The organism is Pseudomonas sp. BB438 (assembly GCF_057180225.1).
In genome coordinates this window covers 3,214,495-3,227,807 of the sequence record NZ_CM170001.1, presented here as the reverse complement: position 1 = coordinate 3,227,807, position 13,313 = coordinate 3,214,495, and the positions used below count along the sequence as shown (strand labels likewise).

Below are 13,313 nucleotides of genomic sequence, written 5' to 3'. Positions count from 1 at the left end.
GGCGAAAGCGCCTGAGGGAGCGGAGTTGACTGCAGTCAATGAGCATCCCGCAGGGGATTTCAACGCAGCATGGGCAAGCGCAGCAGTTTCTCGCCGGAGAAGAACAATGAGCAAGTTCCACAGCCTACAAATCAAGGAAGTGCGCGCGGAAACCCGCGACGCCGTGTCCATCGCCTTCGACGTGCCGGCGGACCTGGCCGACAGCTTCCGCTTTCAGCACGGCCAGCACCTGGTCATGCGTACCCAGCTCGACGGCGAAGAAGTGCGCCGCTCCTATTCCATCTGCAGCGGCGTCAATGACGGCGAACTGCGTGTGGCGATCAAGCGCGTGCCCGGCGGGCGTTTCTCCGCCTACGCCAACGAGACGCTGAAAGTCGGCGCCAGCCTCGACGTGATGCCGCCGGCCGGCCACTTCAATGTCCAGCTCGACCCGGCGCGCCGCGGCAACTACCTGGCGGTCGCCGCCGGCAGCGGCATCACGCCGATCCTGTCGATCGTCAAGACCACCCTGGAAACCGAGCCGGACAGCCGTGTCACCCTGCTCTACGGCAACCGTTCCAGCAACGCCGCGATGTTCCGCGAGCAACTCGAAGACCTGAAGAACCGCTACCTGCAGCGCCTCAACCTGATCTTCGTGTTCAGCCGCGAACAGCAGGACGTGGACCTCTACAACGGCCGCATCGACGCCGACAAGTGCGGCCAGCTGTTCAGCCGCTGGCTGGACGTGAAGAGCCTGGACGCCGCCTTCATCTGCGGCCCGCAGGCGATGACCGAGACCGTGCGCGACCAGCTCAAGGGCAACGGCATGCCGGCCGAGCGCATCCACTTCGAGCTGTTCGCCGCCGCCGGCAGCGAGAGCAAGCGCGAGGCCCGCCAGGCCGCCGGCGCCGTCGATAGTGCGAAGAGCCAGATCACCGTGATCAGCGATGGCCGCGAGCTGTCCTTCGAGCTGGCCCGCAACAGCGTCAGCGTGCTCGACGCCGGCAACGAGCACGGCGCCGAACTGCCCTACTCCTGCAAGGCCGGCGTGTGCTCGACCTGCAAGTGCAAGGTGGTCTCCGGCGAAGTGGAAATGGACAGCAACTTTGCCCTGGAGGACTACGAAGTGGCGGCCGGCTATGTGCTGAGTTGCCAGGCGTATCCGATCAGCGACAGCGTAGTGCTCGATTTCGACCAGCTCTGAGCCGTAGCTGCGGACTCAACCTGTAGGAGCGCCCCATGGGCGCGATCGCGGGCATGGCCCGCTCCTACAGGGAGCGCCGTGCTCCGAATGTTCAACCGCCAGCGACTCACAAGGACCCTGGCGAACTTCATCTGGCGGCTCGTCCCGCCACCTTGCTCTTCATATGAAGAATGCACCGCCATCGCCCACCCGGCGCGGCGGTCACCGGCAGCAGCCGGCACCCTTGCGTAGCGATCCGGAGGAAGACAACCATGGCCCAAGAGCCAATCCTACAAAGTTTCATCGGCGGCCGCTGGGTCGGCCAGCACGGCGCCCAGGCGCTGCGTAGCGCGCTCAACGGCCAGACCGTGGCACGCACCCACGAAGAGGCACTGGACTTCGCCGAAGCCGTCGCCCATGCCCGCGAGCAGGGCCTGAAGGAATTGATGTCCATGGACTTCCAGCAGCGCGCCCAGCGCCTGAAGGCCCTGGCGCTGTACCTCACCGAGCGCAAGGAGCAGCTCTACGAGATTTCCCGCCACAGCGGCGCCACCCGCGCCGACAGCTGGATCGACATCGAAGGCGGCGCCGGCACGCTGTTCGCCTACGCCGGCGTCGGCGGCCGCGAGCTGCCGTCGGGCAACGTCGTCCACGAAGGCCCGGCCATCCCGCTGGGCAAGGCCGGCACGTTCGCCGGCAGCCACATCCTGGTGCCGCGCGGCGGTATCGCCGTGCACATCAACGCCTTCAACTTCCCCATCTGGGGGATGCTGGAGAAGTTCGCACCGAGCTTCCTCGCCGGCATGCCGTGCATCGTCAAACCCGCCACCGCCACCAGCTACATCACCGAAGCCGCGGTGCGCGTGATGCACGAGTCCGGACTGCTGCCGGTCGGCAGCCTGCAGCTGATCATCGGCGGCACCGGCGACCTGCTGGACCGCCTGCAAGGCCAGGACGTGGTGACCTTCACCGGGTCCGCCGACACCGCCGCCAAGCTGCGCGTAAACCCGAACCTGATCCGCAATTCGGTGCCGTTCAACGCCGAGGCCGATTCGCTGAACTGCGCCATCCTCGCCCCGGACGTTACCCCGGACGACGAGGAGTTCGACCTTTTCGTCAAGGAAGTGGCGCGCGAGATGACCGCCAAGGCCGGCCAGAAGTGCACCGCGATCCGCCGCGCCATCGTTCCGGCCAAGCACATCGACGCCGTGGCTGAACGCCTGCGCGAGCGCCTGGCCAAGGTCGTGGTCGGTGATCCGTCGGTGGAAGGCGTGAAGATGGGCGCCCTGGCCTCCCACGCCCAGCAGGCTGACGTTGCCGAGCGCGTCCAAGCCCTGCTGAATTCCAGCGAGCTGGTCTTCGGCGCGAAGGACGGATTCGCCCCGCGCGGCGACGGCGTGGCCGAAGGCGCGTTCTTCGCCCCGACCCTGCTGCGCAGCCGCGATCCGCACGCCGAGGGCGGCGCGCACGACATCGAGGCCTTCGGCCCGGTGAGCACCCTGATGGCCTACGACGACATCGACGAAGCCATCGCCCTCGCCGCCCGCGGCAAGGGCAGCCTGGTCGCCAGCCTGATCACTCGCGATCCGCAGGTGGCCGCCAAGGTCGTGCCGGCCATGGGCGCGCTGCACGGCCGCCTGCACATCCTCGACCGGGAATCCGCCGCCGAATCCACCGGCCACGGTTCGCCCCTGCCGATGCTCAAGCACGGCGGCCCGGGTCGCGCCGGTGGCGGTGAAGAACTGGGTGGCCTGCGCGCGGTGAAGCACTACCTGCAACGCACCGCGGTCCAGGGCTCGCCGACCATGCTGATGGCCGTCACCGGCGAATACGTGCGCGGTGCCAAGGTCTACGAGACCGAAGTGCACCCGTTCCGCCGCTACTTCGACGACCTGAAGATCGGCGAATCGCTGCTGACCCACCGCCGCACCGTTACCGAAGCCGACCTGGTCAACTTCGGTTGCCTGTCGGGCGATCACTTCTACATGCACTTCGACGAACTGGCGGCGAAGGACTCGCAGTTCGGCAAGCGCATCGCCCACGGCTACTTCGTGCTCTCCGCGGCGGCCGGCCTGTTCGTCTCCCCAGGCGTCGGCCCGGTGCTGGCCAACTACGGCCTGGACACCCTGCGCTTCATCAACCCGGTGGGCATCGGCGACACCATCCAGGCGCGCCTGACCTGCAAGCGCAAGATCGACCAGGGCAAGAAGAGCCCCAAGGGCGAACCGCAAGGCGTGGTGGCCTGGGACGTGGAAGTCACCAACCAGCTCGGCGAGCTGGTGGCCAGCTACGACATCCTGACCCTGGTGCTCAAGCGCGCTTGATGCGCTGACTTGAGCGACTCCGGTGTCATCTTCGACCGGCCTTCGGGCCGGTTTTTTTATGCCTGCGGCCGCGGCTGGGGCAGGCCATGCCCTCGATTACGCCCAAAGGGTGCTCCGTCCAATGAGCGCCATACTTCCGTCGTTCCGGGTTAGAGCTCATTCCGTCGCGAGAGATTTCGCGGACAAGGTCCGTTCCTACACCACATCGCACAGCTCTGGCTCTGGCTCTGGCTCTGGCTCTGGCTCTGGCTCACGGAGTCTTCCAGCGAAATATCCGCACGCGCCGACTGCCCCGTTCAGGAGGCCTCGTTGAAGTGGAGTTTCAGGGGTTGAGCGACATGGATGTCGCGAGAGCGTCGATGGGCCAGGGATGGCCCTTCGACGCGTGCCCCTGAAACTTCGCTTCAACGAGGGGATTTTTCGCCTAAGCGAAAAACCGGATGTCCGGGGCAAGACCTTTGCCTTCTTTGGGGCGTTTGCCAAAGAAGGTCGCCCGAGGGGGCGAAACACAGACTCCATGCGCGCACCGAAGCGACGCAGGAACACCAAAGCCAACACAGCAATACAGGACCAACATCGGAGCAGAGGACGGCGCCGGCCCTGCCGGCGAATCGCGGGCAGGGCGCGCTCCTACAGGGTTGTCCCCTGCCTGCGTCTTTGCGCATTTCTGATATCGGCCCACCCCGCGCCCTTCGTACCTTCTACCTGCCCGCCGTACTTGACGCCGGGCGCGTGCACTCCCCCATAAAACAACAAGAAGGGCCGCTCCATGACTCCACGCACCCCATCCTCGGCATCCCCCGAACACCTCCCTTGCCCGCTGCGCCCCGGCGCTCGCGGCTGACTGCCGTTCACCACTTCGACCACTGACAGGCAAGGGACAACCACCATGCTCAAACAAGGCGTACTCCGCTGGCCCCAGATCGCCGGGCTCGGCATTTCACTGGTCATCGCCGGCCAGTTCTCCGGCTGGAACTACGGTCTGGCCAGCAGCGGCTGGGCCAACATGCTCGTCGCCACCCTGCTGATGGCCGTGCTCTGCGGCGGCCTGGCACTGTGCGTGTGCGAACTGTCCACCGCCCGGCCCCACGCCGGCGGCGTGTTCGCCTATGCGCAACTGGCCTTCGGGCCCTTCGTCGGCTACCTGGTCGGCGCCGCCTGTGCGCTGGCACTGACCATCGGCACCGGCGCGGCCGCCAACTTCCTCGCCGCCTACATGGAGTCGGTGTTCGGCTTCGGCGGCTGGCCGGTGCGCATCGGCCTGTTCGCGGTAATCATCGGCATCCACATCATCGGCGTCGGCGAGGCCCTCGGGCTGACCCTGCTGGCCGGCGCCGTGGCCGCCATCGCGCTGCTGGCCTTCGGCGGCGCCATGCTGCCCCACGTGCACTGGGAAAACCTGCTGGCGACAACCGCCAGCACGCTGACCGGCGCCGGCAACGCGCTGCCGGGTGTGAGCCTCGCCGGCGTCTTCGCCTGCGTGCCCTTCGCCATCTGGATGTTCATCTGCGTGGAGCAGGTCGCCTCCGCCGCCGAGGAAGCCGCCGAACCGGGCCGCAGCATGCCCCGCGGGATCATCGCCGCCGTCGGCACCCTGCTGCTGACCGCGCTGACCGTGGTGATCAGCGCACCCGGCGCAGCCGGTGTGGAGGTGGTTGGCAACGCCGGCGACCCGCTATACGCCGCCATGACCCATGGCGGGCTCTACGGCGAGCGCGACTGGCTGCCGCTGCTGGTCGGCTCCGGCGCCGTGTGCGGCCTGCTGGCGACCTTCTTCTCGGTGGTGTTCTCCGCTTCCCGCCAACTGTTCGCCCTGGCCCGTGACGGTTTCTTCCCCGCCGCGCTCGCCCGCACCAACCGCCGTGGCGCGCCCTACGTCGCCCTGCTGGTGCTGACCGTGATCGGCCTGCCGCTGACCCTGGTGCCGCCGGAAAAACTCCTGCTGTGCATCGTCCTGCTGCTGGGCAGTTGCCACCTGGTGCTGTTCGCTGCCTACCTGCGCCTGCACCGCAGCCAACCGGGCCTCGCTCGCCCGTTCCGCTTGCGTGGCGGCCCTGCTGTCGCCTGCGTCGGCATGCTGCTCACGCTGGTGGTGATCGCTGCCTGCTTCCAGCTGGAAGTGGCGATGCTCAGCGCCCTGGCCCTGGTGGTCGCCGCGCTGGTCCTCAACTACCTGCTGCGCGCCGCATTCCGCGCCAGCAAGCCCCTGGAGAATGCCGAGAATGTCTGAAGCAACCCTGCTGCAACGCCGCCACCAGGTCATGGGCGATGCCTCGCCGCTGTTCTACGACGAGCCCCTGGAACTGGTGAAAGGCGAAGGCGTCTGGCTGATCGATGCCGCCGGCAAGCGCTATCTGGACTGCTACAACAACGTGCCCTGCGTCGGCCACTGCCATCCGAAGGTGGTGGCGGCCATGGCCGAGCAGGCCGCAACGCTGAACATCCATACCCGCTACCTCAATGAGCGCGTGGTGCGCTACGCCGAGAACCTCACCGCGACCTTCGCCGAACCCCTCGACAGCCTGATGTTCACCTGCACCGGCAGCGAGGCCAACGAACTGGCCTTGCGCATGGCGCGTTTCGCCACCGGCAACACGGGCGTGATCGTCAGCGACTACAACTACCACGGCAACACCACCAGCCTGGCGGCAGTGACCACCGCGCTGCCCAGCTCGGAGCCGTTCTCGACCCACGCGCGTGCCGTGCCGATCCCCTGCCTCTACCACGCCGACGGCACGCCCGAGCAGGTGGCCGACCGCTACGTGGCCAAGGTCGCCGAAGCCATCGCCGAGCTACAGGAAGCCGGTGTCGGCCTGGCAGCCATGCTGATCGATACCCTGTTCGCCAACGAGGGCATTCCGCGCCTGCCGGCCGGATACCTGGAACGCGTAGCGAAGCTGGTGCGCGAGGCCGGCGGACTGCTGATCACCGATGAGGTGCAGTCTGGCTTCGCCCGTACCGGCGATCACATGTGGGGCCACCAGTCGCACCCGCTGGTGCCGGACATCGTCACCCTCGGCAAGCCGATGGGCAACGGCTTCCCCCTCGCAGGCGTGGTGACCAACCGTGAGCGGGTGGAGACCTTTGGGCGCAGCAACATGTACTTCAACACCTTCGGCGGCTCGCCGGTGGCCGCGGCCGTCGGCCAGGCGGTGCTGGACGTGATCGCCGAGCAGGACCTGCAAGGCAACGCCCGGCGCCAGGGCGCCACACTGAGCACCGCGTTGCAGCGCCTCGCCGAACGCCACTCGATCATCGGCGACGTGCGTGGCCAGGGCCTGTTCTTCGCCGTGGAGCTGGTGCGCGACCGCGCCAGCCGCGAGCCGGCCGGCCTCGAGGCGCGGCGCATCGTCAACACCCTGCGCCAGCGCGGCGTGCTGATCAGCAAGATCGGCGGCGACGACAACATCCTCAAGATCCGCCCGCCGCTGGTGTTCGAGGCCGAGCACGGCGAGCACTTCATCGACACCCTGGACCAGGTCCTGAGCGAACTCTGAGGAGCCACCATGAACGACTTTTCCAAGGCTTGTTTCGCAGAGCTTGATCACGACCAGCAGATCGCCTGCCTGCGCGACCTGGCGCTGGACGCCCTGCACCACTGGGACGGCGATTTCGTCGGCCTGGAGCTGCTCAAGTACCGCGAGAACGCAGTGTTCTGCGCCACCCGCAGCGACGGCACGCGCAGCGCCTTGCGCGTGCACCGCGGCGGCTACCACAGCGAAGCGGCGCTGCGCTCGGAGCTGACCTGGATGGAGCAACTGGCGGCCGGCGGCATCGGCGTGCCGAGCATCATCCGCACCCGCAGCGGCGAACACCTGGCCGAGGTGCGCAGCGCCACCCTGGAAGAATCACGCTTCGTCGACATGCTCGGCTGGCTGTCCGGAAGCACCCTGGGCTCCGCCGAGCAGGGCCTGAGCGCCGATGGCGACATCGAGGCGCTGTTCCAGCAGGCCGGCGCGGTGGCTGCGCGCATCCACCTCAATTCAGCGCAATGGCGCCAGCCCAACGAGTTCACCCGGCACGCCTGGGACGAAGAAGGCCTGGTGGGCACCAACCCGTTCTGGGGGCGCTTCTGGGAGCTGGACCTGCTCAGCGCCGAGCAGCACGAGCTGCTCCAGCGCGCGCGCCAGGAGGCCCGCCTGGACCTGCGCCGCTACGGCCGCAGCCTGGACAACTTCGGGATGATCCACGCCGACCTGGTGCCAGAGAACCTGCTGCTCGAAGGCGGCGAACTGCAACTGATCGACTTCGACGATGCCGGCTTCGGCTGGCACATGTTCGAGCTGGCCACCGCGCTGTACTTCTGCCTGGACGACCCGCGCCTGGCGCAGATCCAGGCGGCGTTGCTGGCCGGCTACGACTCGGTCAAGCCATTGTCCGCCGCCGACCGTGCCGCGCTGCCGCTGTTCCTTGCCCTGCGCGGCACCACCTACCTGGGCTGGGTGCACACCCGGCGCAACAGCGAAACCGCGCGGGAACTGGCGCCCATGCTGATCGAGCGCGCCTGTACACTGGCCGCCGCCTACCTCGCCGGCCGCTGAAACTGGCAGAGCGCCGCAACACCCTGGCGCGCAGGCACAAGCCTGCCCGCCAGCACTGACCGATACTCGGCGCACAACCGAGGTGACCCGCAATGACCGGCATCGCCCGCCATCAGGCAACCGACTCCGATGAACTGGCCTGTGCCCTCGCCGGCTGGAGCCAGGACTACACCCAGCTCGGCCACGGCCGCCTGCAGGCGGAGCTGCTGCATGTGCAGTTGCCCGGCGCCTCGCTGATCTACGAACACTCCAACCTGCACCTGCACGAGAACATGGCGCCCCCTGCCGGCCATCTGGTGATCGGCATTCCCCTGCGCGCCAGTGCCGACTCGCGCTTCAACGGCCAGGCCCTGCACGACGACACCCTGCTGGTGCTCGAGGGCGGTCGCGAACTGGAAATCTGCGCCGCCGGGGAAATCCACATGCTCGGCTTGACCTTCAGCCAGCCACAGCTGGAGCGCCTGCTCGGCGCCGAGGAGCGTGAGCTGTTCGAGCGCGCGCTGGAACAGCGACGCCTGCAGCTGTCGCCGACCGGTGCGGGCGAACTCCGACGCAGCCTCTGCACGGCCATCTCCGCCTTCGAGGAGGAGCCCTGGCGGGTGGACGACCCGCAACAGGCCGGGCATGCCGTGGCGCTGGTGCTCAGCCATGTACTGCAGGCGCTGGAGGAAATCCTCCCGGGCCATGACCGTGACGGCACGCCACGCTCGCTGCAACAGCATCGCCGGCTGGTGCTGGCGGCCATCGAGCGCATGCAGGCGGACCTCTCCGAGCCGCTGTCGCTGCTGGAGCTGAGCCAGAGCCTGAACACCAGCCAACGCACCCTGCAGTACTGCTTCCGGCAGATCTGCCAGAGCACGCCGCAGCAATTCTTCCTCAGCCTGCGCCTGGCCGAGGCACGCCGCCGGCTCAAACAGGAGCCGCAGCAGAGCATCACCCATTTGGCACTGGACCTGGGCTTTGCCAGCTCCAGTCATTTCTCGACCCTCTACAAGCGGCTGTATGCAGAGCGGCCGTCGGTGATTTCAAGGGCGCGTTGAGGCTGCTGGAAGACGCTCGCACACCCTCTCCCTGAAGGGAGAGGGGACTGATCGGCGCAGGATTAAACCAGATCATCAGCCGGCACATTCGGCTCCCTCTACCTTCAGGGAGAGGGCTGGGAGAGGGTTCTTCAGCCCGCAAGGATCTCGACAGCCTCCTCCCACCGATCTGGCAACCACACCCAATCACTTGGCAGACAGGAGCAACGGCACAGGGCCAGCCCTTACTTAGCATCGGCAGAAGTCACATCCCCTCAATCGACAATAACGAAACGGATGCCTTCACCATGACCCACGCCGCCGTGCTGCGCCCCACCCTGCTCGCCCTGCTCATCGCCGGGGCCAGTTCCGCCAGCGCCTACCAGCTGTACGCGACCGACGACACGCACCTGAACGCCGACCTCTCGGCGACCTTCGGGCTGTTCCACAGCCAGGAGCGCTACAACATGACCGGCACCCTGGACAAGGGTTCGTCGTCCTGGCAGGAAGGCTTCATCAAGTACGGCCTGAGCGGCGACCAGAAGCTGGGCGATGCGGGCACTGCCTATGGCGCGTTCAACCTGCTCAGCTCCGCCACCTGGGGCGATGGTGACGCCGCTGGCTTCAGCGACGGTTCCGAGCGCACCACCAAGATCGAGGACGCCTACGCCGGCTGGCGCTCGGGCAGCCTGTTTCCGGTATTGGGCGAGGACGGCATCGACCTGTCCTTCGGTCGCCAGAACATCGTGGTCGGCGACGGCTTCCTGATCGACGGCGATGCCCTGAACATGGGCAAGGGCCTGGCCGACGGTGAGTACAACCGTGGCGGCGCTTACTACCTCGCCGGTCGCCGCGACTTCGACGAGACCGCCGTGCTGCGCGTCGGCGGCAAGGAAGGCTGGCGTGGCGACCTGATGCGCCTGAAGTCGGACAACCGCGCCCAAGCCAAGTCCGAGCTGTATGTCGCCACCCTCGAACACGTCGCCCAGGAAGCCACCTTCGGCCTGACCTACATCGACGTGAACGACATCGACGAGCAATACGCGTCGCCAGCCCAGCTCGACCGCAAGGACATGAAGACCTACAGCCTTCGCGGCACCGGCAACGCCGGCGTGGAAAACCTGTTCCTCTCCGGCGAGTACGCCTGGCAGGACAAGCGCCATACCGACAATGAAAACGCCTGGTACCTGGAAGCCGGCTGGACCTTCTCCGACGTCACCTGGAAGCCCTACGTCAGCTACCGCTTCAGCCGCTTCTCCGAAGGCTACGATCCGCTGTTCTACGGTTTCAGCCGCGGCTTCGGCACCTGGTTCCAGGGCGAGGTGGCAGGCAACTACTCCGGTCCGTTCAACAGCAACACCCGCGTGCACAACATCGGCGCCAAGGTCAGTCCGCTGGAGAACGTCAGCGTCGGCCTGCAGTGGTTCGGCTTCCACACCCTGGACACCGACCTGGGCAACACCGACGCCAACGAACTGGACCTCTACGCCGAGTGGGCGGTCAACGAGCACCTGATGATCATCCCGCTGGTGGGCCTGTACCAGCCGAAGAAGAGCGCGGCCGAAGGCGGCACCCAGATCGGCAACGACAACAGCAACCTCTACAGCCAGCTGATGTTCTCCACCACGTTCTAACGCCCAGGGAAGACGCCCGCCATGCCCAGCCTCCTGACCTCCATCCAGGGTCGCATCACCTGGCTGGCGGGCCTCTGCCTGATCCTCGTCGCCAGTGTCCTGATCGGCCTCTCGCTGTACCAGGCGCGGCAGGACAGCCGCATCATCGCGCACGACAGCGGCGAACTGTTCGCCGTTGCCGCGCGACACAACCTGGAGACCCAGGGCCAGGTCCAGGCCCTGCTGATCCGCGAACGCCTGCAGAACAACCTGCTGCTCGGCGAAGGCCTGCTGCGCACCGTAGAAACCCTGCGTACGCAACAACGCCAGGGCGTCCTCGACCCCGCCGCGCTGCGCACCGCGCTCAATCATTCGATGGCCGACACTCTCGGCGCGCACCCGGAACTGCTAGGCCTGTTCCTGGTGTTCCAGCCGGGCACCCTGGATGGCGCTGACAGCCAGTTCGGCGCCCGCGAAGACCTGGGCAGCAACGAAACCGGCCGCTTCGCCCTCTACCTGCTGCAGAACGGCAAGGAAACCCAGCGGGTGATCGGTACCGAGCAGGTCCTCGGCGACACCACGCCAGGCCCCAGCGGCCAGCCCTACAACGCCTTTTTCACCTGTTCAATCGGGCACGCCCGCCCCTGCGTGCTCGACCCGTATTTCGACGACGCCTCGGGCCAGCGCCGGCTGGTCACCAGCGTGACCCTGCCGCTGCTGGAGAACGGCAAGGCCATCGCCGCCGTGGGCTTCGACATCGACCTGGCAGCGCTACAGCACAGCAGCACGGAAGGCAGCCGCAGCCTGTTCGACGGCCAGGGCCGCATCCGCATCCTCAGCCCCAACGGCCTGGTCGCCAGCGACAGCGGCGATGCCTCGAAGCTGGGGCAGACGTTCGACGACACGTCCGTGCTCGCCGAGATCGCTGCCGGACGCTCACAGTCCAATGACGACGGTGAATCCATCAGCGTGCTGCACAGCCTCGCTCCAGTACCCGACGCCGCGCCCTGGGGCATCCTGCTCAGCGTGCCGCGCTCGGTGATGCTCGCCCCGGCGGAGCACCTCAAGGGCACGCTGGACGACCTGCGCTGGAAAAGCACTGCACTGGAGACCGGCATCGGCATCGCCGCCGGCCTGCTCGGCATGCTGCTGGTCGCACTCACCGCGCTCGGCATCAGCCGGCCGATCCTGCGCCTGGCGCGTATGCTGGAAGATATCGCCGACGGCGAAGGTGACCTCACCCGTCGCCTCGACTACCCGCGCCGCGACGAACTGGGCCGCCTCGCCACCGCCTTCAACCGCTTCCTCGACAAGCTGCAGCCGAGCATCGCCGCCGTGCAGTCGGCGACGCGCGAAGCGCACTCCACCGCCGATCGTTCGGCGCAGATCGCCCGGCAAACCAGCGACGGCATGCAGCAGCAATTCCGCGAGATAGACATGGTCGCCACGGCGCTCCAGGAGATGTCCGTTACTGCGCAGGATTCGGCCCGCAGCGCCGCTCGCGCCGCCGAGGCCGCGCGCACGGCGGAACAGGCCTGTGATGATGGCTTCCGCACACTCGACGCTACCAACAGCGGCATCGACCTGCTGGCTGCCGGAATGAACCAGGCGATGGCGGAGTTGCAGCAACTGGCGACCAGCAACGAGCAGATCGGCTCGATCCTCGAGGTCATCTGCGGCATCGCCGCGCAGACTAATCTGCTAGCCCTCAACGCCGCCATCGAAGCGGCGCGCGCGGGTGATGCCGGGCGCGGTTTCGCCGTGGTCGCGGACGAAGTGCGCGGGCTGGCCCGGCGTACCCAGGAGTCGGTGGAGGAAATTCGCGAGGTGATCGAGAACCTGCAGGCACGCGGCCAGTCAGTCACCAGCGCGATGCAGGGAAGCTTCACCCAGGCCCAGGGCAACGTCGATCAGGCGCGCCAGGCCATCGACGCACTGCGCCGGATCGGCGAGGCGGTGAACCTGATCAGCGAGATGAACCTGCAGATCGCCAGCGCAGCGGAGGAACAGAGCAGCGTTGCCGAGGAGATCAACCGCAACATCGCCGGCATCCGCGATGTCACCCAGACCATTTCCGATCAGGCCCAGCAAGCCGCCAGCGCCAGTCGCTCACTGAACGACCTGGCCAGCCGGCAGCAGGGATTGGTGGAGCAGTTCCGCGCCTGACTCAGATATCGCTGCAGCGCGGGGTCTGGCGCAGGTACTTGAGGGTGTGCTGCTGGCCCTGGGAATCCAGGTAGACCATGGTCGCCTGGCTGACTTCACAGCGCTCGTTGGGTTGGGAGATGCTCAGCACCTTGGCCACATCCAGCGGCATGCCGTAGTGATAAACGGCTGCATCGTCGGCGACGGCGGTGAAGGACAGCAGCAAGGCGGGAATGGCGAAGAGTGCGCAAAGGGTGGATTTCATGGCAGGAACCTCAGGGATCACGCGGGTCGCGTCGATCGTGGCCCACTGCCATAAATCTAGCTGACCACGCCCTTGCGACACAGATCGACTTCGACAATGCATTTCTGCAGATGGCGCAACAATAGTGTCTCCACGACCCACTGAGCGGGCGATTGTGACCTCCACTGCCAGCTGATTGGCAGTATTCGCACCCTCGATGCGTTTGCAGCCAGGGGTATCTCCCGCAAGAATGAACGCCATCGAT

At 66.9% G+C, this 13,313-nt stretch carries 9 protein-coding genes and 1 pseudogene; 9 read left to right on the top strand and 1 reads right to left on the bottom strand.

Annotated features, from left to right (window positions below; genetic code table 11):
- Positions 1-106 precede the first annotated feature (106 nt).
- The 9 genes and pseudogenes from paaE to AC1ZV1_RS14785 all read left to right on the top strand — a co-directional run bounded on the left by paaE (position 107) and on the right by AC1ZV1_RS14785 (position 12,825).
- Positions 107-1,183, top strand: coding sequence for a 1,2-phenylacetyl-CoA epoxidase subunit PaaE (gene paaE / locus AC1ZV1_RS14825; protein ID WP_484297420.1), 1,077 nt, complete (start codon positions 107-109; stop codon positions 1,181-1,183).
- Between the two features lie 251 nt (positions 1,184-1,434).
- Positions 1,435-3,486, top strand: a complete 2,052-nt coding sequence (gene paaZ, locus AC1ZV1_RS14820; RefSeq protein WP_484297419.1) for a phenylacetic acid degradation bifunctional protein PaaZ — start codon at positions 1,435-1,437, stop codon at positions 3,484-3,486.
- An 889-nt stretch (positions 3,487-4,375) separates the two neighbouring features.
- Positions 4,376-5,716 (top strand): amino acid permease, encoded by a 1,341-nt coding sequence (locus tag AC1ZV1_RS14815; RefSeq protein WP_484297418.1) that lies wholly within the window; start codon positions 4,376-4,378, stop codon positions 5,714-5,716.
- Complete coding sequence (locus tag AC1ZV1_RS14810) at positions 5,709-6,983, top strand: aspartate aminotransferase family protein (protein WP_484297417.1); 1,275 nt, start codon at positions 5,709-5,711, stop codon at positions 6,981-6,983. The genes AC1ZV1_RS14815 and AC1ZV1_RS14810 overlap by 8 nt, the downstream gene beginning before the upstream one ends.
- A 9-nt stretch (positions 6,984-6,992) precedes the next feature.
- Complete coding sequence (locus AC1ZV1_RS14805) at positions 6,993-8,027, top strand: phosphotransferase enzyme family protein (protein ID WP_484297416.1); 1,035 nt, start codon at positions 6,993-6,995, stop codon at positions 8,025-8,027.
- Between the two features lie 92 nt (positions 8,028-8,119).
- Positions 8,120-9,067 (top strand): helix-turn-helix domain-containing protein, encoded by a 948-nt coding sequence (locus AC1ZV1_RS14800; RefSeq protein ID WP_484297415.1) that lies wholly within the window; start codon positions 8,120-8,122, stop codon positions 9,065-9,067.
- Between the two features lie 287 nt (positions 9,068-9,354).
- Complete coding sequence (locus tag AC1ZV1_RS14795) at positions 9,355-10,680, top strand: alginate export family protein (protein ID WP_484297414.1); 1,326 nt, start codon at positions 9,355-9,357, stop codon at positions 10,678-10,680.
- Positions 10,681-10,701: 21 nt separating this feature from the next.
- Positions 10,702-11,919, top strand: a pseudogene (locus AC1ZV1_RS14790) (PDC sensor domain-containing protein); the annotation flags it as partial.
- Positions 11,920-12,069: 150 nt separating this feature from the next.
- A complete protein-coding gene (locus AC1ZV1_RS14785) occupies positions 12,070-12,825 on the top strand; it encodes a methyl-accepting chemotaxis protein (protein WP_484297567.1) in 756 nt (251 codons plus the stop codon).
- A gap of 1 nt (position 12,826) precedes the next feature.
- On the opposite strand, the gene AC1ZV1_RS14780 is transcribed toward AC1ZV1_RS14785, so the two are convergent.
- Entirely contained in the window at positions 12,827-13,069 is a 243-nt protein-coding gene (locus tag AC1ZV1_RS14780; protein WP_484297413.1) for a DUF2790 domain-containing protein, read from the bottom strand.
- Between the last annotated feature and the right edge of the window lie 244 nt (positions 13,070-13,313).

What these genes read in the sequence shown, in the direction of transcription:
- AC1ZV1_RS14785 (WP_484297567.1), top strand. Translation starts at nt 12,070, where the DNA reads ATGCAGCAGCAATTCCGCGAGATAGACATGGTCGCCACGGCGCTCCAG.
- AC1ZV1_RS14810 (WP_484297417.1), top strand. Translation starts at nt 5,709, where the DNA reads ATGTCTGAAGCAACCCTGCTGCAACGCCGCCACCAGGTCATGGGCGAT.
- AC1ZV1_RS14800 (WP_484297415.1), top strand. Translation starts at nt 8,120, where the DNA reads ATGACCGGCATCGCCCGCCATCAGGCAACCGACTCCGATGAACTGGCC.
- AC1ZV1_RS14780 (WP_484297413.1), bottom strand. Translation starts at nt 13,069, where the DNA reads ATGAAATCCACCCTTTGCGCACTCTTCGCCATTCCCGCCTTGCTGCTG.
- paaZ (WP_484297419.1), top strand. Translation starts at nt 1,435, where the DNA reads ATGGCCCAAGAGCCAATCCTACAAAGTTTCATCGGCGGCCGCTGGGTC.
- AC1ZV1_RS14795 (WP_484297414.1), top strand. Translation starts at nt 9,355, where the DNA reads ATGACCCACGCCGCCGTGCTGCGCCCCACCCTGCTCGCCCTGCTCATC.
- AC1ZV1_RS14815 (WP_484297418.1), top strand. Translation starts at nt 4,376, where the DNA reads ATGCTCAAACAAGGCGTACTCCGCTGGCCCCAGATCGCCGGGCTCGGC.
- AC1ZV1_RS14805 (WP_484297416.1), top strand. Translation starts at nt 6,993, where the DNA reads ATGAACGACTTTTCCAAGGCTTGTTTCGCAGAGCTTGATCACGACCAG.
- paaE (WP_484297420.1), top strand. Translation starts at nt 107, where the DNA reads ATGAGCAAGTTCCACAGCCTACAAATCAAGGAAGTGCGCGCGGAAACC.